Origin of the sequence: Thermocrispum sp. (assembly GCF_002919275.1) — a bacterium.
Taxonomy (GTDB): Bacteria; Actinomycetota; Actinomycetes; order Mycobacteriales; family Pseudonocardiaceae; genus Thermocrispum; species Thermocrispum agreste.
On record NZ_PKFA01000052.1, the window covers coordinates 90,776 to 113,211 of the forward strand.

Below are 22,436 nucleotides of genomic sequence, written 5' to 3' on the forward strand. Positions count from 1 at the left end.
GGGCCATCATGCCCGTCACCGACGACCGCTGGAGTACATGCCCGTGTTCGAGACCCTTTCCGACCGGCTCACCTCCGTCCTGCAGAACCTGCGCAGCCGGGGCAGGCTGACCGATGCCGACATCGACGCGACCGCCCGCGAGATCCGCATCGCGCTGCTCGAGGCCGACGTGGCGCTGCCGGTGGTGCGCACGTTCATCGCGCGCATCAAGGAACGGGCCAAAGGCGCCGAGGTGCACGAGGCCCTCAACCCTGCCCAGCAGGTCATCAAGATCGTCAACGAGGAGCTGGTCGCCATCCTCGGCGGCGAGACCCGCAGGCTGAACCTGGCCAAGAACCCGCCGACGGTGATCATGCTCGCTGGTCTGCAGGGTTCCGGTAAGACCACGCTGGCAGGCAAGCTGGCGCTGTGGCTGCGCAAGCAGGGCCACTCACCGCTGCTGGTGGCCTGCGACCTGCAGCGGCCGAACGCGGTCACCCAGCTGCAGGTGGTCGGCGAGCGCGCGGGCGTGGCCGTCTTCGCACCGGAGCCGGGCAACGGCGTCGGCGACCCGGTCGACGTCGCGGCGCGCAGCATCGACGAAGCGCGGCGCGGGCAGCACGACGTGGTGATCGTGGACACCGCGGGCCGGCTCGGCATCGACGAAGAGATGATGAAGCAGGCCGCGGACATCCGGGACCGGGTGCAGCCGGACGAGACGCTGTTCGTGGTCGACGCGATGATCGGCCAGGACGCGGTCACCACGGCCGAAGCGTTCCGCGACGGCGTCGGGTTCACCGGGGTGGTGCTCACCAAGCTGGACGGTGACGCCCGCGGCGGTGCCGCGCTGAGCGTGCGCGAGGTCACCGGCCAGCCGATCCTGTTCGCCTCCAACGGCGAGAAGCTCGAGGACTTCGACGTCTTCCACCCCGACCGGATGGCGTCGCGCATCCTGGGCATGGGCGACGTGCTCACCCTGATCGAGCAGGCCGAGAAGGCGTTCGACCAGCAGAAGGCGGAAGAAGCCGCGGCCAAGATGTCGGCGGGTGAGCTGACGCTGGAGGACTTCCTCGAGCAGATGCTCGCGGTGCGCAAGATGGGCCCGATCGCCAACCTGCTCAGCATGCTGCCCGGGGCGGGGCAGATGAAGGACCAGCTGGCCGCGATCGACGACAAACACCTGGACCGGGTGCAGGCCATCATCCGCGGCATGACGCCGGAGGAACGCGCCAACCCCAAGATCATCAACGCGTCCCGGCGACTGCGCATCGCGCGCGGATCCGGTGTGCAGGTGCGGGACGTCAACGACCTGGTCAACCGGTTCTTCGAGGCCCGCAAGATGATGCAGCAGATGGCGGGCGGATTCGGCCTCGGCGTCAGGCGGGTGAGCAAGACCCGCAAGGGCAAGAAGGGCAAGAAGGGCAAGAAGAAGGGACCAACCCAGCCCAAGGTGCGGGGCTTCCCCGGGATGCCGGGCGGACTGCCCGCCATGCCGGGCGGACTGCCCGGTGGCATGCCGGGAGGGATGCCGGACCTGTCGAAGCTGGGCGGCGGCATGAACGACCTGCCCCCGGGGTTCGACCCGGGCAAGCTGAAGCTGCCGAAGAAGACCGACGAGAACTGACCTTCCGAGTTGATTTCCAGGGGGCGTGCCGATGACGTCGTCGCTGCCGCCTTTGCACCTCTCCGGTGTCGTGCTGCCCGACGGAGTCCGGCGGGACATCTGGGTCGCCGACGGCCGGATCTCGTTCACTGAGGTGCCCGGGGCCCGCACCATCGCCACCGACGTGTGGATCCTGCCCGGCTTGGTCGACGCGCACTGCCACATCGGCATCGGGCCGGGCGGTCCGATCACCGACCTGGCCGAGGCGGAGCAGCAGGCGATCGTGGAGCGCGACGCCGGCGTGTTCCTCATCCGCGACTGCGGTGCCCCGCTCGACACCAGCGGGTTGCAGGGCCGGGCCGACCTGCCCAGGATCATCCGGGCCGGGCGGCACCTGGCCAGGCCGAAGCGCTATCTGCGGGGCTTCGCCATCGACCTCGAGGAGCCGGAGCGGCTGCCGGAGGTGGTCGCCGAGCAGGTGGCCTACGGCGACGGCTGGGTGAAGCTGGTCGGCGACTGGATCGACCGGGAGATCGGCGACCTCGCCCCGCTGTGGCCGGACGACGTGCTCGACCAGGCGGTGAAGGTGGCGCACGAGGCGGGCGGCAAGGTGACCGCGCACGTCTTCGGGGAAGCCGCCCTGCCCGGCCTGCTGGCCGCGGGCGTCGACTGCATCGAGCACGGCACCGGCCTGACCGACGAGACGATCGCGGAAATGGTGCGCCGCGGCATCCCGCTGGTGCCGACGCTGACCAACATCGCCAACTTCCCGGACATCGCGGCGCAGGCGGTGAAGTATCCGGTGTACGCGCAGCACATGCTGGACCTGCACCGCCGCAATCCGGACGTCATCGCGGCGTGCATCGACGCGGGCGTGGAGCTGTTCGCGGGGACCGACGCGGGCAGCGTGGTCGCGCACGGCCGCATCGTCGACGAGATCGAGCTGCTGCACGCCGCCGGCCTGAGCACCACCGAGGCGATCGGGGCCGCGTCCTGGCGGGCGCGGGAGTGGCTGGGCTACTCCGGCATCGTCGACGGCGGCGAAGCGGACCTGCTGGCGTTCGATGCCGATCCGAGGGAGGACATCGGCGTGCTGCGCCGTCCGGTGTGCGGCGTGTTGCGCGGCGCGGTGGTGCGGTGACCACCGAGCCGGGCGCGCCGGTGACCGGCGCCGAACGGCCGCCGAGCCACCGCTGGGGCTTCGGTGCTTTCCTGCTGGTCGAAGCCGTGCTGCTGGCCACTGCCGCGATGGTGTCCGCGCTGCTGCGGGAGGGCCGCGCCCCGGGGGCGCCGGTGCCGATGCGCGACATCCTCATCGGCACCATCACGCCGACCGTGGTGGCGGCCGGCGTGGCGTTGCTGATCACTGTGCTGCGCGGCAACGGCCCGCTCACCGACCTCCGCCTGCAGTTCCGCTGGGACGACGTGCGGACCGGGCTGCGGTTCGGCTTGATCGGCCTGGTGGTCACCACGATCGGCGTGGCGGTGTGGACCCAGATCGTCGGCAAGGAGAACGCCACGTCGGCGATCGGCACCCTGGTGCAGGACACCCGGCTGTCGGTGCAGGCCGCCGTCGTGCTGTTCCTCTACCTGTGGCTGGTCGGGCCCATCTGCGAGGAGATCATCTTCCGCGGGCTGCTGTGGGGCGCGGTGGAACGGCTGCACTGGGGCAAGGAACGCTGGGGGAGGGTGGCCGCGTTCGTGCTGTCCACCGGCGTGTTCGCGGCCAGCCACCTGGAGCCGCTGCGCACCAGCCTGCTGATCGTCATCTCGATCCCGATCGGCCTGGCCAGGCTGGTGACGGGCAGGCTGCTCGGCAGCATCGTCGCCCACCAGGTGAACAACTTCCTGCCCGCACTGGCCCTCCTGCTCACCGCGCTCGGCGCGATGCAGGTGTAGTGGGTACGGCTGTCATGCCCGATCGGGCCATCTGGCAGAATGTTTGCTTGCTGCTTCGGCCGGACCCTCTCACCGCGCCCGGAGCCTGAGAATCCTGCGACTGCAGCATCCGCCCCCACTCGGATCGCGCGCGGTCGACCAACCGAAGTGCGAACGAACGAGGAGTCCCACACACGTGGCCGTCAAGATCAGACTGCAGCGCCTTGGCAAGATCCGTAACCCCTACTACCGGATCGTCGTCGCCGACGCGCGCACCCGTCGGGATGGCAAGGCCATCGAGACGATCGGCAAGTACCACCCGAAGCAGGAGCCGAGCTTCATCGAGGTTGACTCCGAGCGGGCCCAGTACTGGCTGAAGGTCGGCGCGCAGCCGACCCAGCCGGTGCAGCGCATCCTGGAGATCACCGGCGACTGGCAGAAGTTCAAGGGCTTGCCGGGTGCCGAGGGCAAGCTGAAGGTCGCCCCGCCCAAGCCGTCCAAGGAGGAGATCTTCGCCAAGGCCCTCGAGGAGGCGGGCGGCCGCCCGGAGGCGGACGCCACCGAGGGCAAGAAGAAGTCCGGCAAGAAGGACAAGGCCGAGGGCAAGAAGGCCAAGGACGGCGACAAGGGCAAGGACGAGAAGAAGGCCAAGGACGCCAAGTCCGGCAAGGCCGAGGCGAAGAAGGCCGACGAGGCGGCCGAGGCCAAGGCCGACGCCGGCGAGCAGGCCGCTGCCGAGGGTAAGGCCGGCCAAGAGTGAGTTTCCTCGCCGATTCGCTCGAGCACCTGGTCCGGGGGATCGTGGACAACCCCGACGACGTCCGGGTGGAGCTGATCACCACCCGGCGGGGGCGCACCCTCGAGGTGCACGTGAACCCGGACGACCTGGGCAAGGTCATCGGCCGTGGTGGCCGCACCGCCACCGCGCTGCGCACGGTGATGAGCGGGATTGGCGGCCGGGGCGTGCGGGTCGACGTCGTCGACACCGACGGCTAGCCGTCCACCCGCTGGTGGGGAGGTCGCGCGTGGAGGTCGTCGTCGGCCTGGTCGCCAAGGCCCACGGCATCAGCGGGGAAGTGGCCGTCGATCCCCGCACCGACGTGCCGGAGGTGCGGTTCGCCGAGGATGCGGTGGTGCGCGCGCGGCTGCGCGACAAGCGGACCAGGCAGCTCACCGTCTCCTCGGCTCGCCCGCACGGCAGCAGGTTGCTGGTGCGCTTCGCCGAGATCGTCGACCGGACGGCCGCCGAGGGGTTGCGCGGGGCGCTGCTGCTGGCCGACACCGACGAGCTGCCGCCGACCGAGGACGAGGACGAGTTCTACGACCACCAGCTCAGCGGGCTGGCGGTCGAGCTCGCCGACGGTACCCCCCGGGGCACGGTGAAAGAGGTCGTGCACACGCCGGGTGGAGAGCTGCTCGCAGTGGATTTCGACGGGCGTGAGGTGCTGGTGCCGTTCGTGCGCGCCATCGTGCCGACGGTCGATCTGCGCCAGGGCAAGGTCGTGGTCGATCCGCCTGAGGGGTTGTTCTGACCGTGCGGATCGACGTGGTGACCATCTTCCCCGAGTACCTGCAGCCGCTGCGTACGGCGCTGCTGGGTCGGGCGCTGGACCGTGGCCTGATCAGCCTCGGGGTGCACGATCTGCGGAACTGGACCTACGACGTGCACCGTGCGGTGGACGACGCGCCGTATGGGGGCGGCCCCGGCATGGTCATGAAGCCGCAGGTGTGGGGCGAGGCGCTGGACGCGGTGTGCACCGAGCAGTCGCGGCTGATCGTGCCGACACCCGCCGGTACGCCGTTCACCCAGCAGATGGCCCGCAAGTACACCGAAGAGCAGCATTTGGTGTTCGCGTGCGGCCGTTACGAGGGGATCGATCAGCGCGTCGTCGAGGACGCTGCCCGCCGCATGCCGGTCGACGAGGTGTCGATCGGTGATTACGTGCTGGTCGGCGGCGAAGCGGCGGTGCTGGTGATGGTGGAAGCCATCGTGCGGCTGCTGCCCGGCGTGCTGGGCAATCCGACCTCGGCGGAACAGGACTCGTTCAGCGACGGCCTGCTGGAAGGTCCTTGCTACACCCGCCCCGAGGTGTGGCGTGGGCTGGCGGTGCCGGAGGTGCTGCGGTCGGGCAACCATGCGCGCATCGAGCGGTGGCGGCGGGACCAGGCGCTGCGCCGCACGGCCGCCCGCCGGCCGGAGCTGATCGCCAAGATCGCCGACCAGCTCGACGACACCGATCGCGCGGTGCTCGCCGAGTTCGCCAGGGAACGCAGGGCCGAGGAGGAAGCGAGGGGCGAGTGACGCTGCATCCACCCGGCTGCGGCGCGCTCGTGCAGGTCTGCCATACTTGGCAAGTTGCTGCACGCGGTCGACAGCCGCGGAGCGGAATCATTGCCGAATCAATCTTCCTGGCATGCGGCAGCCGAGGCTGGGCATGCCCGAGCACGAACCCGAGCACGAGGACGGACGAGACGATGAACACCCTGGACGCGCTGGAGGCTGAGTCGCTGCGGGACGACATCCCGAGCTTCCGGCCAGGAGACACGGTCAAGGTGCATGTCCGCGTCATCGAAGGAAACCGCGAGCGCGTGCAGGTCTTCGAGGGCGTCGTGCTGGCTCGCCGCGGTGGTGGCATCCGCGAGACCTTCACGGTGCGCAAGGTCTCCTTCGGTGTCGGCGTGGAGCGCACCTTCCCGGTGCACTCGCCGAACATCGCCAAGATCGAGGTCGCCAAGCGCGGTGACGTCCGCCGGGCGAAGCTGTACTACCTGCGCAACCTGCGCGGCAAGGCGGCCAAGATCAAGGAGCGGCGCGAGGCCCCGTCGGCTTCCTGACGCGGGGTGTGCTCCTCCCGTAATCTGAGTGCGTGGTCAATCTGGCGCGTCGGGGGAGCCGCAACGCTCGAGCCGAGACGAAAATCCTCCGCGCCCAGAGCTACACGTTCAACGACCCCAGCTGGGGGCCGCGGCCGAAGCGCGGCGCGCACCGGATCCGCCGGCCGCCGCGCAAGCGGTCGTTCTGGAAAGAGCTGCCCCTGCTGGTGGCGATCGCGTTCGGGCTGACGTTTCTGATCCAGACGTTCATCGCCCGGCCGTACATGATTCCGTCCGGGTCGATGGAACGGACGCTGCACGGCTGCCCTGGCTGCACCCCGGACCGGGTGCTGGTCGACAAGCTCACCTACCGGTTCACCGATCCGCAGCCGGGCGACGTGGTGGTGTTCAAGGGCCCGGACCCGTGGGTGGAGGGCGACCCGGTGGAGGAGAGCACCGGGGTAGCCGGTTTCCTGCGCGAGCTGGGGTCGATGATCGGATTGGCCCCGCCGGACGAGCGGGACTTCGTCAAGCGGATCGTCGCGGTCGGCGGCCAGACCATCAGCTGTTGTGACGCGAAGAACCGCGTGGTGGTCGACGGCAAGCCGTTGGACGAGCCGTACCTCTACTTCGAACCGGGCCGCGGTCACCGCCAGCAGGAGTTCCCCGAGATCACCGTGCCGGAAGGCTCGGTGTTCGTCATGGGCGACAACCGGAACAACTCCAGCGACTCCCGCGTGCAGGGCGGCGGTGGCGTCAACGGGACGGTGCCGGTGGAGAACATCATCGGCAAGGCCCAGGTCATCGTGTGGCCGCCCGCGCGGTGGGGAGGTATCAGCGACTACAACCCGCAGTCGGGTGCGGGATGAGCGGCAGCGCGCGGCCCGCGCGGGCAGCGATCGTGCCCGGCTCGTGACTCCCGGCGAGTGGCACTTGTGGCTCCCGGCGAGTGGCACTTTGGCTTCCGGCGAGCGGCACCTTCCGCGCCGGCCTTCTGGGGTGGAACGTCGCCCCGGATGAGCATGATCACATCCGGTGCGGGATTGCCCGCGATCACCGATCGTGACCGTGGTGTCGCACGCGAGGGTGCCGTCCTACTCCCGTAATGTGGCGGTCGTGGATTATCACGGGTACGGCCCCGGCTTCCCCGGCCAGTCTCCGGAGGAACCGGAAGAGCAGCGCAAGGAGAAGAAGAAACGCTCGTTCTGGAAGGAACTGCCGATCCTGATCCTGGTCGCGATCGTGCTGACCTTCCTGATTCAGCAGTTCATCGCGCGGCCGTACATGATCCCGTCGGGGTCGATGGAGCTGACGCTGCACGGTTGCCCTGGGTGCACGCCGGACAAGGTGCTGGTGAACAAGATGGCGTACTGGTTCGGCGATCCCGAGCCCGGCGACGTGGTGGTGTTCCGCGGGCCGCCCGCGTGGGTCAACAACGTGCAGAGCAATCGCAGCGACGGCATCGTCGGCTTCTTCCAGGAGCTGGGGTCGATGATCGGGCTGGCGCCGCCGGACGACCGGGATTTCATCAAGCGCGTCATCGCGGTCGGCGGGCAGCGGGTACGGTGTTGCGACGAGCAGAACCGCATCGTGGTGGACGGCAAGCCGCTCGACGAGCCCTACCTGTACTTCCCGCCGGGCATGCAGCCCAAGCAGCAGGCGTTCGAAGAGTTCACGGTGCCGGAGGGGCACCTGTTCGTGCTGGGGGACAATCGCAACAACTCGAGCGACTCGCGTTTCCAGGGCGGCGGCGGAGTCCGTGGCACCGTACCGGTGGAGAACGTGATCGGCAAGGCGCAGTTCATCGTATGGCCGCCGGGACGATGGGGAGGCGTGAGCGACTACAACCCGCAAGGTGGCGAGTGATGGGGCGACACCGCAGGGCTCCGTGGTGGCCGGACCGGGCGTTGATCCGCCGGGACTCCGGCAAGTGGGCGCTGCAGCGTGCCCTCGACCGGCGCGGGCTCGGGCCGGTCGCCGGGGTGGACGAGGCGGGCCGCGGGGCATGCGCCGGGCCGCTGGTGGTCGCCGCCTGCGTGCTTCGTCACTCCGATGCGCGGAAGCTGCCCGAGCTCACCGACTCGAAGCTGCTGACGCCGGTGGCCAGGGAGCGGGTGTTCGAGCAGGTGAAGGAGCGCGCGGTCGCCTACGAGGTGGTGGTCGTCCCCACCCACGAGGTCGACCGCGACGGGGTGCACGCCGCGAACATCGCAGGCATGCGCCGGGCCATCGCGCGGCTGAACCCGCACCCGGGCTATGTGCTCATCGACGGGTTCCGGGTGCCCGGCTTGACGGCGCCCAGCGTCCCGGTGGTCAAGGGGGATCGGGCCGTGGCATGCGTCGCCGCGGCGTCGGTGCTGGCCAAGGTGACCAGGGACCGGATCATGATGGAGCTGCACGAGCGGTATCCGCAGTACGGCTTCGACGTGCACAAGGGGTACAACACAACGGAGCACTGCGCCGCGCTGACCGCCCACGGGCCGTGCGAGGAACATCGGTGGTCGTTCGCCAACGTGGCCATGGCGGGCATGCAGCACGGTATCGTCCCGCCCCGGCGGATCCAGCGCAGTGCGGCGTCGATCCGTAACGCAGCGTGCGCCTCCGAACCGCTGGGTGCCGCGATGTTCGAGGTGGGAGAGAATGGGAGCTTGGAGCTCGCCGAACAGCTAGGAGGAGCCGCAACCGGATGAGCGCGGAGGACCTCGAGAAGTACGAGACCGAGATGGAGCTGTCGCTCTATCGCGAGTATCGCGACATCGTCGGTCAGTTCACCTACGTGGTGGAGACCGAGCGACGGTTCTACCTGGCCAACTCGGTCGACGTGCAGGTGCGCGACGCCGCGGGAGAGGTCTACTTCGAGGTACGCATGTCGGACGCCTGGGTATGGGACATGTACCGTCCGGCCAGGTTCGTCAAGAACGTCCGGGTCATCACGTTCAAGGACGTCAACGTGGAGGAGCTGGAGAAGCCCGACCTGCGGCTGCCGGAGGACGGCGCCTTCCCGGCGTGAGCCGCCGGGCAGCGGCGACGTGCCGCGGGTGACGCTCGGGTGCGGCTTTTCCGGGAGCAGCTGGGCTCCGTCCTCGGCTTCGTCGAGTGCGAGCTCTTTCGCACCCAGTGCGTCTCTCTTCGGTGATCGGGCCGGGCTCGCCGTTACGACGTCACGTGCTCAATACCGCCGTCGTGGGTGAACTCGGATCATTGCGCTCGAGGCCGGGTGCGCTGCAGCGCTCAGTTCATGTGCTTCCGGCTGCACGGTACCGGTCGTAGTGCTCGGACGCCGTACGTTCACGTCGACCGTCTTGCACCTGTCCCGTGCTGGCGATCCACTTCGTCGGCATCGTGGTTGGCCGATATTTCCGACGGCGCAGTCGTGCCCGTCGTGGGGCTTCTGGTTCTGTGGTGCGAGACCTCTGCCTCCTGACAGGCGGCAACGCGGACTGTATGGGCCGTGTCGCTCGCCGTCAGCGTTGTTCACCGTCGCGCGTGATGCTCGCCGCCTCCCGAGCGCCAGCGTCGTCGTTTGAGTCTCGGCGGTGGCTGTCGCCTAGGGGCTCGAGATGGGTCTCGCCGGCGCACAACGTGGCTTCCGGGCCGTGGCCGGGCGGCCATGTCGTGAGCGGCCGACTCCGTCGCGCGCGGAGTGGTTCGCAAGGGTTCGGTTGTCCGCGTGCGTTGGGGTGCTGGTCGGCGGTCACGGTGCGGGTGGTTCGCAAGGGTCCGGTTGTCCGCGTGCGTTGGGGCGCCGGTCGGCGGACACCGTGTGAGTTGTCCACAAGCGTCCGGTTGTCCACAGCTGCGCTTCGGTGTGCTGTTCTCGCCGCGGGCTGACAAGCATCGTGGATGGCGATGTCAGCGAACCTGGGGGTTGCGGTGGGTCCAGTCCACGAACGTGTCGAGCGGCAGCGGGAGCTGGCCAGGCAGGGCGAGCGGCTGGCCGCGGAGTATCTCGAGCGGCGCGGGTGCACCCTGCTCGCGCGCAATTGGCGGTGCCGTGAGGGCGAGCTGGACATCGTCGGATACGACGGCACGAGCGTGATCGTCTGCGAGGTCAAGACGCGGTCGGGCCTGCGGTGCGGCGCTCCGGCCGAGTCCGTCACGTCGAGCAAGATCGCGCGCATCCGGCGCGCGGCCAGCAAGTGGTTGAGCACGTTCGGGGTGCCGCCGGTGCCGGTGCGGTTCGACGTGGTGGCGGTGATCCTCGCCCCGGGGCAACGGCCGCGGATCCGGCACATTCCGGGGGCGTTCTGATGCCGATCGCGCGTGCCTGGTCGATGGCCGTGGTCGGGCTGGAGGGCAGGCTGGTCGAGATCGAAGCGGACATCGGAGCCGGCCTGCCCGGCACGAAGGTGGTCGGGCTGCCCGACGCAGGCGTTCGCGAGGCGAAGGACAGGGTACGTTCGGCGATCCGCAACTCGGGCTTGCCGTGGCCGACCAGTCAGCTGACCCTCGGCTTGTCCCCCGCGAACCTGCCCAAGGAGGGATCGGCCTACGACGTGGGGATCGCCGTCGCGGTCCTGGCTGCGTGCGGGGTCGTGCCCAGGGAGAAGCTCGCAGCCACCGTGCTGATCGGTGAGCTGGCCTTGGACGGGCGGGTGCGCCCGGTGCGCGGCGTGCTGCCGATCTTGCTGGCTGCCCGCGCGCAAGGGATACGGACGGCAGTCGTGCCGGAAGCCTCGTTGGCGGAAGCGGCGCTGGTCGACGGGATCGAGGTGGGTGGGGCCGCGGACCTGGTCGATGTCGTCGAATGGCTGCGCGATCTTCGGCCGCTGTCCGCCCCTCCGGACGCGGCGGCAAGTCCTGGACAGCAGCAGCCGCCGCCCGATCTCGCCGACGTCGCTGGGCAGTCGGACGCGCGGTGGGCGCTGGAGGTCGCCGCTGCAGGGGGTCATCACGTGTTGCTGATCGGCCCACCAGGCGTCGGCAAGACGATGCTGGCGCGGCGGTTGCCGGGCTTGCTGCCACCGCTGTCGGACGAGGAGGCCCTGGAAGTTGCCGCGGTGCAGTCCATCGACGGCACGCTCGATCCGTCCGCGCCGCTGGTGCGGACGCCGCCACTGGTGGCGCCGCATCCGTCGACCTCGCTCGCAGGACTGATCGGTGGCGGATCCGGGCTGGCCATGCCCGGCGCGGTGAGCAAGGCCCATCGCGGCGTGCTCCTGCTCGACGAAGCCTGTGAGCTCGGCTCGCACCGGCTGGAGGCGCTTCGGACGACGCTGGAGGAAGGCGAGGTGCGCTTGGCGCGTGCCCGGGGAGTGGTGGTGTATCCGGCCCGTTTCCAGCTGGTGCTGGCAACCAACCCGTGTCCGTGTGCCCCGGCGCGTGAGGAGGATTGCACGTGTTCGCCGCACGCCCGTCGGCGCTACCTCGGGCGGCTGTCCGGCCCGTTGCTGGACCGCGTGGACATCCGCGTGCGGCTGCGGCCAGTGTCGGCTGCGGAGTGTTACAGCTCCGAGCGCCGGGAGACGTCGGCGGAGGTGCGGGAACGGGTGATCGCGGCGCGTGAGCGTGCTCGCGTCCGTTGGTCGGCCTACGGATGGCGCACCAATGCCGAGGTGCCCGGCCCCAAGCTGCGCAAGGAGTTCGCTCTGCCAAGCGAAGCGACCGAGCTGTTGCGGCGGGCCCTCGCCAGGGGCCGGCTCACCGCCCGGGGTGCGGATCGGTGCCTGCGATTGGCGTGGACGCTGGCTGATCTGGCCGGCCTGGAGGTACCGACGAGCACCGAAGTCGCCATGGCGATGGATTTCCGCGAGAGGGTGCCGGGGTGAGGACGACTGTGGGTGCCGACATGAGGGTGACGGAGGAGCGCCTGGCGCGGGCCTACCTGCTGCGTGTCGCCGAGCCACCTGCGCCGGCGCTGGCCGCGTTCGCCGCCACGCACGGTCCGGTCGAAGCGGCCGAACGCGTGCGGCGACGCGACGTGCCCTCGACCGTGGCCAGGGAGACGGAAGCGCGGGCGCACTTGACGGTCAGCTCGGCCGACATCGAGCGAGCCGCCGCGGAGCAGGGCGCTCGGCTCATCACGCCCGAGGACGACGAGTGGCCCGAGTGGCCGCTGTTGTCGCTCACAGTGGCCGGCTCCCGCGGGGTCAGGGGAATGAGCGCGCCCATCGCGTTGTGGGCTCGTGGCAGGGGAAGCCTCGATCAAGCCGTCGGTCGTGCCGTGACCATGGTCGGTTCCCGCGCGTCCAGCGGATACGGGGAGCACATCGCGTCCGAATGGGCCTACGAGCTGGTTGGCGAGGGTGTCGCAGTGTTCTCCGGAGCGGCCTACGGCATCGACGCGGCGGCGCATCGCGGAGCTTTGGCCGGCGGGGGCACGACCGTCGCCGTGCTCGGCTGCGCGCTGGATGTCGGCTATCCCGCAGGCCAGGTCCGCCTTCTGGAGAAGATCGCCGAGCGCGGTCTCGTACTCAGTGAGTACCCGCCGGGTACGCCGCCCGCGCGGCACCGCTTCCTGGTCCGCAACCGGTTGCTGGCCGCGCTGAGCGCGGCGACGGTGGTGGTCGAAGCCGGGCTGCGCAGCGGTGCGCGGAACACGGCCAACACGGCTCGGCTGCTCGGACGGCCGGTCATGGCCGTGCCCGGCCCGCTCACGTCGGCCACCTCGGCGGGCTGCCACGACCTGATCCGGCACGAGCACGCCACCTTGGTCACGTCCTCCGCGGAAGTGCTGGAGGTGGTGGGGATGCTGGGAGCTGACCTCGCCGACCAAGCGGAGCCACCTGGCAGGGCGACGGACCAGCTGAGCGGGGACACGCTCCGGGTCCATGAAGCGCTGTCCCGGACACCGAAGTCCGTGGAGCAGGTCGCTGTGGACGCAGGCGTCGCCGAGCGGACGGTCCGGGCTGTACTCCCCGAGCTGGAGATCGACGGTTTTTGCGAGCGGACGGAGTCCGGCTGGCGGCTGGCGACCGCTCGGGGCGATCCCAAGGACCAGCCGGTGAGGCGTGAGAGCACTTCCGGACCGTCTGCCGGGACCCGCGTTCACTCCTGGTGTTGACGGTGTGCGCGCCGACGCCCACCGCGGCAGCCCGCGCTGCGGTCGCGAATCGTTGTGGCCGCTCCGGCGTCGGCTGGGTTTCGTCGCGGTCGTTGGTGTGCCGGGTGCGGGTGGTTGTGGCGGGTTCGGTGCGGGCTGGTTTGAGTTGCGGTCGTTGGTGTGCTGGGTGCGGGGAGCACGAGCTTCGTCGCTCGTCATGCGAGCTGGGCGGGGGAGGCTGTGGTGGGTTGGTCGGTGTGCCGTAGCTGGGCGGGGGAAGCTACGGTGCGTTGGTCAGCGCGGCTGCGGTGACCATCTGGTGCCCGTTCGCGCCGATAGGTCGGGTTGCGGGCAATCACTCGTTTGGGTGTCGGCAGTCGCGGCGTGGCTGGCAGGGCGCGACACGAAGATCGCGATGCTTGACGCCCGGCGGTGCTTCCCTCAGGTTGATCCCATGGGGAGCATGTCCCCGGCTGCGAAGCCGCACCTGAAGCAAGCGCGTGATGCGCTGCCCGCCACGTGCGGCCGGATCGTGGCCGAGTTCGAGCAATATCTCCGTGCCGAGCGTGGGATGTCGCGCCATACGGTCCGGGCGTACGTCGGGGACGTCGTGTCGCTCGTGGCTCATTTGCACGGCATCGACCTTTCTTCCGCGTTGGCAACGGACGACGGCTTCGAACAGGAGTCGAGCAGTGCTGGTCGCGGAGACGTCGAAGAGACACGCGGAGAAAGCCAGGCTTCCCCGCCCGGCGCAGAAAATGAAGGCCAGGCTTCTCCGCCCGGCGCACATGCGCCTGGTCCCGAGATGACGGCGTCCGACGTCGGATCTGCCAACTCGACGAGCAACGCGGCGGAGCCGCACATCAGATCGTTGGATTCCGAGGTCAGGGCGACACCATTCGGAATCACGCCGGCGAGAACCGAAACAGGGTCGCCGGAATCCCGTGTCGGGCCAGCGGGCTCCGATGGCGGGTCGCCGGAATCCGGTATCGGGTCGACAAGGGGCGGTATCGGGTCGACGGGGTCCGAGACGACGTCTGCGGGGGCTGGCACCGGGTCGGTGACTCGCGCGGCCAAGCCCTCCGGTGTCGGGCTGGCGGGGGCCGGTGTCGGGTCGGAGGCTCGCGCGGCCAAGCCCGCCGGCGTCGGGAGGTCGGCGGAGTCCGAGATCGGGTCGGCGCGGCCCGGTGACGACGCCGGCATCGAAGGCCTCGACATTCACGAACTGCGCGGCTGGCTCTCCCATCTGCGCACATCGGGGGCCGCGCGGACCACCTTGGCCAGGAAAGCCGCTTCGGTCAGGGCATTCACGGCATGGGCGACTCGGCGGGGTTATCTCGACGTCGACCCGGGCGAACGGCTCGAGGCACCGCGACCGCACCGCACGCTGCCGGCCGTGCTGAGCCAGGACCAGGCCGCCGACCTGATGCGGGCATCGGCGCTGGGCGCCGAGCAAGACGATCCGGTCGCGCTGCGTGATCACGCGATGCTGGAGCTGCTGTACGCCACCGGTATCCGCGTGGCCGAGTTGTGCAGCCTGAACATCGGCCAGGTCGACTTCGCCAACCGGTTGCTGCGGGTCATCGGCAAGGGCGACAAGGAGCGAGTCGTGCCGTTCGGGCAGCCGGCGGCCGAGGCCTTACGCGCGTGGTTGGACCGTGGCCGCCCAGCACTTGCGCCAAGCGAATCCAGTCACGACGATGCTCCCGTGTTCCTCGGGGTGCGCGGTCGCCGGATCGACCAGCGAACGGTGCGCAAGGTCGTGCGCGAAGCCACCTCGGCGGTCCCTGGCGCGGCACACATCGGGCCGCACGGCCTGCGGCACACCGCGGCGACTCACCTGTTGGATGGGGGTGCGGACCTTCGCAGCGTTCAGGAGTTACTTGGTCACGCTACGCTAGCGACCACCCAGCTCTACACCCATGTCACCGTTGACCGGCTGAAGGCGATACATGACCGAACGCATCCCAGGGCCAGGTGAGCGGTCCCGCGTCGCGGCGGCTCGCTCGGCCGTGGATTCCGATGCCGCTCCGAACCCCGAATCGCGCGACGTTCCCGGGCAGCTTCGCGACGACGTTCCGGCGCAAGTGCGTGCCGCGGCTGTCTCGCAGGACGACGGCGAAGTCCAGTCCGAGGAAGCCATCGACGCGCTGTGGCGTCAGTTCGTCGAGAATCCGACGCGGAGCCTGCGCGATCGCCTTCTGCTGCATTACGCGCCCCTGGTCAAATACGTGGCGGGCAAAGTGGGCACCGGGCTCCCTGCCCACATCGACACCGGTGACCTCATCGGATCGGGGATCTTCGGGCTGGTCGACGCGATCGAGAAGTTCGACCCCAGCCGTGGCTGGAAGTTCGAGACCTACGCGATGCAGCGCATCCGCGGTGCGATCCTCGACGACCTCCGGTCCCAGGACTGGGTGCCGCGCGCGGTGCGCAGCCGGGCCCGCGAAGTGGAACGAGCGATCGAACGGCTCAATGCCAGGCTCAACCGCACGCCGACCGACGAGGAGCTTGCCCGCGAGCTGGACATCACCGTCGACGAGCTGCGCGACCTCTACGGGCAGCTGCGGCTGACCAGCGTGGTCGCCCTCGAGGAACTTCTCTCACCCGGCCGTGAATCGGCCTCCCTGGTCGAGGCACTGCAGGACGAGGACGCGCCGGACCCGGTGTCCGTACTGGTCGACCGGGACAACCGGCGCCAGCTGGCCGACGCGATCGCCCAACTCCCCGAGCGCGACCGCACCATCGTGAGCCTCTACTACTTCGAAAGCCTCACGTTGGCGGAGATCGGCAAGGTGCTCGGCGTCACCGAATCACGGGTCAGCCAGCTGCACACCCGCGCGGTCCTGCGGCTGCGCGCCAAGCTCACCGAGCAGGCGTCCGTCTAGCCGCCTTCCCGGGACTGCCCCTCAGTCATCCGCGTCGCGTGGCCAGGGTTTGAGGCGGATCACCGACTGCGATCTCAGCAACTCGAGGGGATCGAGGTATTCCGGAGGCTTGTCCCGGCGAGCGCCCCAGTGAAGGCATACTCCGGGGCATCCTCGGTGGCTGGCCACCACTGTGCCGATGCGCTGACCCGCGTACACCTGATCGCCCGCGCTGACCTCCGGTCGTACGGGTTCGTACGTCGTGCGTATCGCGTCGTGGTCGATGGAGATGACGCCCCGGCCTGCCACCTGACCGGCGAAGACCACCACTCCTGCGCCGGCTGCAAGCACTGGTTGACCGATGCTCGCACCAAGATCGACCCCGCGATGACCAGCACCGTAGGGCGATTCGGGCGGGTCGAAACCGCGAACGACCGGTGGTGGGGGATGCAGCGGCCACACGAATCGTCCTTCGGCCGCAGACCGGACAGACCTGCGCGGGTCATGCGGGCTCACGACAGCCGACCTGGGCGGATCGTTGGTGCGGTCGGGATGGCCTGGTCCTGCGCCACCGTCCGGGGTCGCCGCGGTGCCCGCTGCAAGCATGGTCGTCCCCGGCGAGGCACTGGCTGCGCCAGCCGCGAACGACACCTCTCCAGCGAGGCGTTCGGCGCTGGGCCCCGCGCCCTCGCCGAGGTCGGTCGGCGATCGGGTGGTTTCGCCGACGGCAAGGGGTAGCCGAACAGCTTCGACGGATCCGGCGCCCGGCCGTGCGGTTTCGGCAAGTGCCACGGGCGGGCCGATGGCATCGGCGAAGCTCAGCGTCGCGGGGCCGGCCAGCGCCAATGCTGTGCCGAGGAGCAAGAACGCGGGCAGCATCGGGCGGCCACACCGGCTGGTGCATCCCGCGGCGCCACGCCGCGCGAAAGAGGCGGAAGAGTTCGTCATGCAGCGAGGATCGCCTGATGCTGCTGTCGACATCAGGATGTTCTCGGCTGCCCTGTGGACAACTTCGTGCTGTGGACAACTTCCCGACCAGCCCCCCGGGGCCGTCCGGCCAGGATCCGGCGGCGCTTCCGTGCCATCCTGATCTCCTCGTCCGTCCGGGCCGGGCCGGGCCGCCCGGACGGTGATGTCCGGCTGGCCGTTCGCCGGTCGGCGGAGCCCTGGCGCGCCGGTTTCGGGGTGTGCGGTCGGCTGCGGCGCGCTCTCGCGTGTCAGCTGCAGCCGAAGCCCGGTCAGTGCTGGTCGACTGCGTTGCTGGTGCCGGTGATCACCCGGCGTGGGGAGCGCGCGGTCGTGACGTTCGGCCAGCTCGGACGGCTTCCGGGGCGCCCGGTACACTGCAACAGGCGGCTCGCTGTGCGAGCTGACTTCGCGTGCGCGTGCACTGCCAGCACATGGCAACGGTGCTCTGCGGTCCCCGCCTCCGACGGTGGGGTCAGGGTGCCGGCACCGCACCAGGGCTGCCGTCCACCCGGGCGGCGGCGACAACCGACCCAGAGGGCCGGGCGTGCTTCGCCGGCCCCGCGAGCGAAAAGAAGGTGCATTCCGGCCATGGCCGTCGTCACCATGAAGCAGCTGCTGGACTCTGGTGTCCACTTCGGCCACCAGACCCGCCGTTGGAACCCGAAGATGAAGCGCTACATCTTCACGGAGCGCAACGGCATCTACATCATCGACCTCCAGCAGACGCTGTCCTACATCGACAAGGCGTTCGAGTTCGTCAAGCAGACCGTCGCGCGTGGCGGGACGATTCTGTTCGTCGGCACCAAGAAGCAGGCGCAGGAGGCCATCGCCAACGAGGCGCGGCGGGTCGGCATGCCGTACGTCAACCAGCGCTGGCTGGGTGGCATGCTCACCAACTTCCAGACCGTCCACAAGCGGCTGCAGCGGCTCAAGGAGCTCGAGTCCATGGAGCAGACGGGCGGCTTCCAGGGTCTGACCAAGAAGGAGATCCTGATGCTGACCCGGGAGAAGGACAAGCTGGAGCGCACGCTCGGCGGTATCCGGGACATGTCCAAGGTGCCGAGCGCGGTGTGGATCGTCGACACCAAGAAGGAGCACATCGCCGTCAGCGAGGCACGCAAGCTCAACATCCCGGTCGTGGCGATCCTGGACACCAACTGCGACCCGGACGAGGTCGACTACCCGATTCCGGGCAACGACGACGCGATCCGGTCGGCTTCGCTGCTGACCAAGGTGATCGCCGAGGCGGTTGCGGCAGGGCTGCTGGCCAGGGCGGGCGCGCGCAACGGCGCGGCCGAAGGTGACGACAAGCCCGAGGTGGCAAGCGACGAGCCGCTCGCGGAGTGGGAGCAGGAGCTGCTCACCAGCGACAAGCCCAGCGAGACCGCTGCCAGCACCAACTGACCGACAGCCACGAGAGGGACACACGGACACATGGCGAACTACACCGCGGCGGACGTCAAGCGCCTCCGCGAGCTGACCGGCGCCGGCATGATGAACTGCAAGAAGGCGCTGGAGGAGAGCGACGGCGACTTCGACAAGGCCGTCGAGTACCTGCGCATCAAGGGCGCCAAGGACGTCGGCAAGCGTGCCGAGCGCGCCACCGCCGAGGGCCTGGTCGCGGGCAACGGCGGCGCGCTCATCGAACTGAACTCCGAGACGGACTTCGTCGCCAAGAGCGAGGAGTTCGTCGCGCTCGCCGACAAGATCGTCGAGGTCGTCAAGGCCACCAAGGCCAACGACGTGGAGACGGTCAAGGCGGCCGAGCTGGACGGCGGCACGGTCGAGTCGGCCATCCAGGCGCTGTCGGCCAAGATCGGTGAGAAGCTCGAGCTGCGCCGGGTGGCGTTCTTCGAGGGCAAGACCGAGACGTACCTGCACCGGCGCGGTGCCGGCCTGCCGCCGGCCGTCGGTGTGCTCGTCGAGTACACCGGCGACGACGCCGAGGCCGCGCGCGGTGCTGCGATGCAGGTGGCGGCGCTGAAGGCCCGGTACCTGACCCGTGAGGACGTTCCGGCGGAGATCGTCGAGAAGGAGAAGGCGATCGCCGAGAAGACCGCCATCGAGGAGGGCAAGCCCGAGCGGGCGCTGCCCAAGATCGTCGAGGGCAAGGTCAACGCCTTCTACAAGGACAACGTGCTGCTGGAGCAGCCGTCGGTGACCGACAACAAGAAGACCGTCAAGCAGCTGCTCGACGCCGCGGGGGTGACCGTCAACCGGTTCGTCCGGTTCGAGGTCGGCCAGCCGTGACGTCAGGGCTGCGAGGCAAGTGAGTGACGCCTGTGCCCCGTCCCGACTCCTCGGGGCGGGGCACAAATGCGGTAGGAGGCGGTGTGGGCACTGACGGACGGGGCACGAGCGCACGAGGCTACCGCCGGGTGCTGCTCAAACTCGGCGGCGAGATGTTCGGCGGCGGCAAGGTGGGCGTGGACCCCGACGTCGTCCACACCGTCGCCAGGCAGATCGCCGAGGTGGTGCGCAGCGGCACCCAAGTGGCCGTGGTGATCGGCGGTGGGAACTTCTTCCGCGGCGCCGAGCTGCAGCAGCGCGGCATGGACCGCGACCGAGCCGACTACATGGGCATGCTGGGCACCGTGATGAACTGCCTGGCACTGCAGGACTTCCTGGAGAAGGAAGGCATCCCGACCAGGGTGCAGACCGCCATCACGATGGGCCAGGTCGCCGAGCCGTACATTCCTCGGCGCGCCGAGCGGCACCTGGAGAAGGGCCGTGTCGTGATCTTCGGTGGTGGTGCGGGCCTGCCGTACTTCTCCACCGACACCACGGCGGCGCAGCGGGCGCTGGAGATCGGCTGCGAGGTGGTGCTGATGGCCAAGGCCGTCGACGGCATCTACTCGTCCGACCCGCGCAAGGACCCCGATGCCACCATGTACACGACCATCACGCACGCGGAAGTGCTGGAGAAGGGCCTGAAGGTGGCCGACTCGACGGCCTTCTCGTTGTGCATGGACAACAACATGCCGATCATCGTGTTCAACTTGTTGGTCGAGGGGAACATCGCCCGCGCCGTGCGTGGTGAGAGGATCGGCACGCTGGTCGCTACCCCGGCCAGCCGCGAGCAGCTGGACTAATAAGGAGTCACCGTGATCGACGAGACCCTCCTCGAAGCAGAGGAGAAGATGGAAAAGGCCGTAGAGGTCGCCAAGGAAGACTTGACGTCGGTCCGCACGGGGCGCGCCGCGCCATCCATGTTCGCGCGCATCACGGTGGACTACTACGGGGCGCCGACGCCGCTGAACCAGTTGGCCAGCATCACCGTTCCCGAGGCTCGGATGGCGGTGGTCAAGCCGTACGACGCTTCCCAGCTGGAAGCGATCGAGAAGGCCATCCGGGAATCCGATCTCGGTGTCAACCCCACCAATGACGGCACGATCATCCGCGTGGTGTTCCCGCAGCTCACCGAGGAGCGCAGGCGCGAGATGGTGAAGGTCGCCCGCAGCAAGGGGGAGGACGCCAAGATCGTCGTGCGTAATCTGCGGCGTAAGGCCAAGGAAGAGCTGGAGCGGCTGAAGAAGGACGGCGAGGTCGGCGAGGACGACGTCTACCAAGCCGAGAAGCAGCTGCAGACGTTGACCGACCAGTACGTCAAGCAGATCGACGACCTGGTCAAGAACAAGGAAGCCGAGCTGCTCGAGGTCTGAGGTGCCTCGACAGCCGTTGGATTCCGAGCGCTCGGCTCGCGTGACTGACGTGAACGACTCCGCACAGGAGTCAGGTGGGTCGAAGCCGTCGCGTGCCGGACGGAACCTGCCGGCCGCGATCGGCGTCGGCGTGCTGCTCGGCGCGGCGATCCTGGTGTCGCTGCTGGTCGAACGCCGTCTGTTCATCGGCATCGTGTCGCTGGCGATGCTGGTCGGCAGCTGGGAGTTCAGCCAGGCGCTGCGGTCGGCAGCAGGCGTGCGGGTGCAGATCGTGCCGGTGCTCGTCGGTGGTCAGGCCATCGTCTGGCTCGCCTGGCCGTTCGGGACGACTGGCATCGCGGTGTCCCTGGTGTTCACCGTGCTTGCGTGCTTGCTCTGGCGACTGCCGCGCGGCACGGACGGATACCTGCGTGACGCCGGTGCGTCGGTGCTGGCGGTCGCGTACTTGCCGCTGTGCGGTGCATTCGCCGTGCTCCTGCTGCTGCCGGAGGACGGCGCCTACCGCATCATCACCTTCATGCTCGGGGTGGTGGCCTCCGACGTCGGCGGCTACGCGGCCGGTGTCCTCAAGGGCAGGCACCCGATGGCGCCGTCGATCAGCCCGAAGAAGAGCTGGGAAGGATTCGCCGGCTCGCTCGTCTCCGGTGTCGGGGTCGGCATGCTGACCATGCCCCTGCTGCTGGACGGGCACGTCTGGCAGGGGGCGCTGTTCGGCGCGGCGATGGTGCTCACCGCGACGGTCGGCGACCTGGTCGAATCGGTGATGAAGCGGGACCTGGGCATCAAGGACATGGGCACGCTGCTGCCCGGCCACGGTGGGCTGATGGACCGGCTGGATTCTATGCTGCCGTCCGCCGTGGTGGCGTGGGCGCTGCTGGCGTTGTTCCTGCCCGCACAATGACGAAGCACCCCTTGGCCGATGGGCGCGGCCAAGGGGTGCGATCACTCGTCTTCGGTGGAGACGTCGTCGTCCACCTCGGCGAGCATGTTGTACAGCTCGCTACGTAACTTGTTGATCATGGTCACGGCTTTGGACTGCTGCTCCGGCGTGCCGACCGTGGTGATCTGGAACAGCGCGCCGCGCAGGGCGGCAACTGCTTGACGCAGCGCGACCTCGTTGGGCTCCACGTCGTCGGCGATCTGCTTCCACGGCGGCTCGCCGAGGTTCTCGGCAGCCTGCTTGCCCTCCTCGGTCAGCTCGAACAGGCGCTTGCCGCCCTCGCCGCCGACATTGGCGATCAAGCCCTCGTCGGTGAGCAGCTGCAACGTCGGGTAGACCGATCCGGGGCTCGGTTTCCAGAACCCCCCGGTGCGCTCGGCGATCTCGCTGATCATTTCGTAGCCGTGCATCGGGGACTCGGCTTCCGCCAGCAGAGCCAGGATGGCCGCCCGCACGTCGCCACGCCTGCCGCGGCCGCGCGCACCGCGGCCACGACGGGGCCCCCTACCGGGGAAGGGCGGGCCCAGAGGGTCGCCAAACGGTCCGCCAGGTCCGAAAGGCCCTCCGAAAGACCTCAGCCGCCAGGCGAGCGGATGGTCTCGATGCGGTGGGCGGTGGTGGTGATGAGGATGTCCGCTCATGGGATTGCTCCTTCCTGTGTTCGATACTTAACGATATATCGGAACAGATCGAGATGCAACATCGAGCTGTCGTGGGCCGCGGGCGGGGTCCGTCTGTGCTG

The 22,436-nt window shown here is 69.2% G+C and carries 23 protein-coding genes and 2 pseudogenes; 23 read left to right on the plus strand and 2 right to left on the minus strand.

Annotated features, from left to right (window positions below; all coding sequences use genetic code 11):
- Positions 1 to 43: 43 nt before the first annotated feature.
- The 18 genes and pseudogenes from ffh to CXP56_RS13055 all read left to right on the plus strand — a co-directional run bounded on the left by ffh (position 44) and on the right by CXP56_RS13055 (position 16,144).
- The gene (ffh, locus tag CXP56_RS12970; RefSeq protein ID WP_028847998.1) at positions 44 to 1,603 is read left to right on the plus strand and encodes a signal recognition particle protein; all 1,560 of its coding nucleotides are present in this window, start codon (positions 44 to 46) and stop codon (positions 1,601 to 1,603) included.
- Positions 1,604 to 1,634: 31 nt separating this feature from the next.
- Entirely contained in the window at positions 1,635 to 2,723 is a 1,089-nt protein-coding gene (locus CXP56_RS12975; protein ID WP_211227531.1) for an amidohydrolase family protein, read from the plus strand.
- On the plus strand, positions 2,720 to 3,481 hold the full coding sequence (locus CXP56_RS12980) for a CPBP family intramembrane glutamic endopeptidase (RefSeq protein WP_286901275.1): 762 nt from the start codon (positions 2,720 to 2,722) through the stop codon (positions 3,479 to 3,481). Before CXP56_RS12975 ends, CXP56_RS12980 begins: the two co-directional genes overlap by 4 nt.
- Positions 3,482 to 3,656: 175 nt before the next feature.
- Positions 3,657 to 4,220: a 30S ribosomal protein S16 gene (gene rpsP, locus CXP56_RS12985; RefSeq protein ID WP_028848001.1), complete on the plus strand. Its 564-nt coding sequence runs from the start codon at positions 3,657 to 3,659 to the stop codon at positions 4,218 to 4,220.
- Entirely contained in the window at positions 4,217 to 4,456 is a 240-nt protein-coding gene (locus tag CXP56_RS12990; RefSeq protein WP_028848002.1) for an RNA-binding protein, read from the plus strand. Before rpsP ends, CXP56_RS12990 begins: the two co-directional genes overlap by 4 nt.
- Before the next feature lie 29 nt (positions 4,457 to 4,485).
- The gene (gene rimM / locus CXP56_RS12995; RefSeq protein ID WP_028848003.1) at positions 4,486 to 4,992 is read left to right on the plus strand and encodes a ribosome maturation factor RimM; all 507 of its coding nucleotides are present in this window, start codon (positions 4,486 to 4,488) and stop codon (positions 4,990 to 4,992) included.
- A 2-nt stretch (positions 4,993 to 4,994) separates the two neighbouring features.
- On the plus strand, positions 4,995 to 5,762 hold the full coding sequence (gene trmD / locus CXP56_RS13000) for a tRNA (guanosine(37)-N1)-methyltransferase TrmD (RefSeq protein ID WP_051310213.1): 768 nt from the start codon (positions 4,995 to 4,997) through the stop codon (positions 5,760 to 5,762).
- 173 nt (positions 5,763 to 5,935) lie between these two features.
- Positions 5,936 to 6,295: a 50S ribosomal protein L19 gene (gene rplS / locus CXP56_RS13005; RefSeq protein WP_028848004.1), complete on the plus strand. Its 360-nt coding sequence runs from the start codon at positions 5,936 to 5,938 to the stop codon at positions 6,293 to 6,295.
- Positions 6,296 to 6,327: 32 nt separating this feature from the next.
- Positions 6,328 to 7,143 (plus strand): signal peptidase I, encoded by an 816-nt coding sequence (lepB, locus tag CXP56_RS13010; RefSeq protein WP_156899235.1) that lies wholly within the window; start codon positions 6,328 to 6,330, stop codon positions 7,141 to 7,143.
- A gap of 247 nt (positions 7,144 to 7,390) precedes the next feature.
- A pseudogene (gene lepB, locus CXP56_RS13015) lies at positions 7,391 to 8,128 on the plus strand (signal peptidase I); the annotation flags it as partial.
- Positions 8,129 to 8,139: 11 nt separating this feature from the next.
- A complete protein-coding gene (locus CXP56_RS13020; protein ID WP_028848005.1) occupies positions 8,140 to 8,964 on the plus strand; it encodes a ribonuclease HII in 825 nt (274 codons plus the stop codon).
- On the plus strand, positions 8,961 to 9,284 hold the full coding sequence (locus CXP56_RS13025; protein WP_028848006.1) for a DUF2469 domain-containing protein: 324 nt from the start codon (positions 8,961 to 8,963) through the stop codon (positions 9,282 to 9,284). Before CXP56_RS13020 ends, CXP56_RS13025 begins: the two co-directional genes overlap by 4 nt.
- 839 nt (positions 9,285 to 10,123) lie before the next feature.
- Complete coding sequence (locus CXP56_RS13030; protein WP_051310276.1) at positions 10,124 to 10,525, plus strand: YraN family protein; 402 nt, start codon at positions 10,124 to 10,126, stop codon at positions 10,523 to 10,525.
- The gene (locus tag CXP56_RS13035; protein ID WP_028848008.1) at positions 10,525 to 12,042 is read left to right on the plus strand and encodes a YifB family Mg chelatase-like AAA ATPase; all 1,518 of its coding nucleotides are present in this window, start codon (positions 10,525 to 10,527) and stop codon (positions 12,040 to 12,042) included. Before CXP56_RS13030 ends, CXP56_RS13035 begins: the two co-directional genes overlap by 1 nt.
- A gap of 20 nt (positions 12,043 to 12,062) precedes the next feature.
- On the plus strand, positions 12,063 to 13,277 hold the full coding sequence (gene dprA, locus CXP56_RS13040) for a DNA-processing protein DprA (protein ID WP_084609239.1): 1,215 nt from the start codon (positions 12,063 to 12,065) through the stop codon (positions 13,275 to 13,277).
- Positions 13,278 to 13,719: 442 nt separating this feature from the next.
- Positions 13,720 to 13,881, plus strand: a pseudogene (locus tag CXP56_RS13045) (site-specific integrase); the annotation flags it as partial.
- A gap of 468 nt (positions 13,882 to 14,349) precedes the next feature.
- On the plus strand, positions 14,350 to 15,237 hold the full coding sequence (locus CXP56_RS13050; protein WP_245566689.1) for a tyrosine recombinase XerC: 888 nt from the start codon (positions 14,350 to 14,352) through the stop codon (positions 15,235 to 15,237).
- Positions 15,209 to 16,144, plus strand: a complete 936-nt coding sequence (locus tag CXP56_RS13055) for a FliA/WhiG family RNA polymerase sigma factor (protein WP_084609241.1) — start codon at positions 15,209 to 15,211, stop codon at positions 16,142 to 16,144. The genes CXP56_RS13050 and CXP56_RS13055 overlap by 29 nt, the downstream gene beginning before the upstream one ends.
- Before the next feature lie 21 nt (positions 16,145 to 16,165).
- On the opposite strand, the gene CXP56_RS13060 is transcribed toward CXP56_RS13055, so the two are convergent.
- Positions 16,166 to 16,729, minus strand: coding sequence for a M23 family metallopeptidase (locus CXP56_RS13060; RefSeq protein WP_286901279.1), 564 nt, complete (start codon positions 16,727 to 16,729; stop codon positions 16,166 to 16,168).
- 951 nt (positions 16,730 to 17,680) lie between these two features.
- On the opposite strand from CXP56_RS13060, the gene rpsB reads away from it, so the two are divergent.
- The 5 genes from rpsB to CXP56_RS13085 all read left to right on the plus strand — a co-directional run bounded on the left by rpsB (position 17,681) and on the right by CXP56_RS13085 (position 21,655).
- Positions 17,681 to 18,496, plus strand: a complete 816-nt coding sequence (rpsB, locus tag CXP56_RS13065; protein ID WP_028848010.1) for a 30S ribosomal protein S2 — start codon at positions 17,681 to 17,683, stop codon at positions 18,494 to 18,496.
- 30 nt (positions 18,497 to 18,526) lie between these two features.
- A complete protein-coding gene (tsf, locus tag CXP56_RS13070) occupies positions 18,527 to 19,342 on the plus strand; it encodes a translation elongation factor Ts (RefSeq protein ID WP_028848011.1) in 816 nt (271 codons plus the stop codon).
- A gap of 83 nt (positions 19,343 to 19,425) precedes the next feature.
- Complete coding sequence (gene pyrH, locus CXP56_RS13075; protein WP_028848012.1) at positions 19,426 to 20,184, plus strand: UMP kinase; 759 nt, start codon at positions 19,426 to 19,428, stop codon at positions 20,182 to 20,184.
- Positions 20,185 to 20,196: 12 nt separating this feature from the next.
- Positions 20,197 to 20,754 carry a ribosome recycling factor gene (gene frr / locus CXP56_RS13080; protein WP_028848013.1) on the plus strand — a complete coding sequence of 186 codons (558 nt, stop codon included), beginning with the start codon at positions 20,197 to 20,199 and terminating at the stop codon, positions 20,752 to 20,754.
- Between the two features lie 49 nt (positions 20,755 to 20,803).
- The gene (locus CXP56_RS13085; protein WP_245566672.1) at positions 20,804 to 21,655 is read left to right on the plus strand and encodes a phosphatidate cytidylyltransferase; all 852 of its coding nucleotides are present in this window, start codon (positions 20,804 to 20,806) and stop codon (positions 21,653 to 21,655) included.
- Positions 21,656 to 21,696: 41 nt separating this feature from the next.
- Here the strand turns inward: CXP56_RS13085 and CXP56_RS13090 are convergent, their stop codons facing one another.
- Positions 21,697 to 22,149 (minus strand): PadR family transcriptional regulator, encoded by a 453-nt coding sequence (locus tag CXP56_RS13090; protein ID WP_038045064.1) that lies wholly within the window; start codon positions 22,147 to 22,149, stop codon positions 21,697 to 21,699.
- Positions 22,150 to 22,436 lie beyond the last annotated feature (287 nt).

Bases quoted from the DNA above. Each gene is read 5' to 3' on its own strand.
- CXP56_RS13020 (WP_028848005.1), top strand. From the start codon at position 8,140: ATGGGGCGACACCGCAGGGCTCCGTGGTGGCCGGACCGGGCGTTGATC.
- CXP56_RS12975 (WP_211227531.1), top strand. From the start codon at position 1,635: ATGACGTCGTCGCTGCCGCCTTTGCACCTCTCCGGTGTCGTGCTGCCC.
- rpsB (WP_028848010.1), top strand. From the start codon at position 17,681: ATGGCCGTCGTCACCATGAAGCAGCTGCTGGACTCTGGTGTCCACTTC.
- CXP56_RS13060 (WP_286901279.1), bottom strand. From the start codon at position 16,729: ATGCTTGCAGCGGGCACCGCGGCGACCCCGGACGGTGGCGCAGGACCA.
- CXP56_RS13030 (WP_051310276.1), top strand. From the start codon at position 10,124: ATGTCAGCGAACCTGGGGGTTGCGGTGGGTCCAGTCCACGAACGTGTC.
- tsf (WP_028848011.1), top strand. From the start codon at position 18,527: ATGGCGAACTACACCGCGGCGGACGTCAAGCGCCTCCGCGAGCTGACC.
- CXP56_RS13025 (WP_028848006.1), top strand. From the start codon at position 8,961: ATGAGCGCGGAGGACCTCGAGAAGTACGAGACCGAGATGGAGCTGTCG.
- CXP56_RS13055 (WP_084609241.1), top strand. From the start codon at position 15,209: ATGACCGAACGCATCCCAGGGCCAGGTGAGCGGTCCCGCGTCGCGGCG.
- dprA (WP_084609239.1), top strand. From the start codon at position 12,063: ATGAGGGTGACGGAGGAGCGCCTGGCGCGGGCCTACCTGCTGCGTGTC.
- CXP56_RS13035 (WP_028848008.1), top strand. From the start codon at position 10,525: ATGCCGATCGCGCGTGCCTGGTCGATGGCCGTGGTCGGGCTGGAGGGC.
- rplS (WP_028848004.1), top strand. From the start codon at position 5,936: ATGAACACCCTGGACGCGCTGGAGGCTGAGTCGCTGCGGGACGACATC.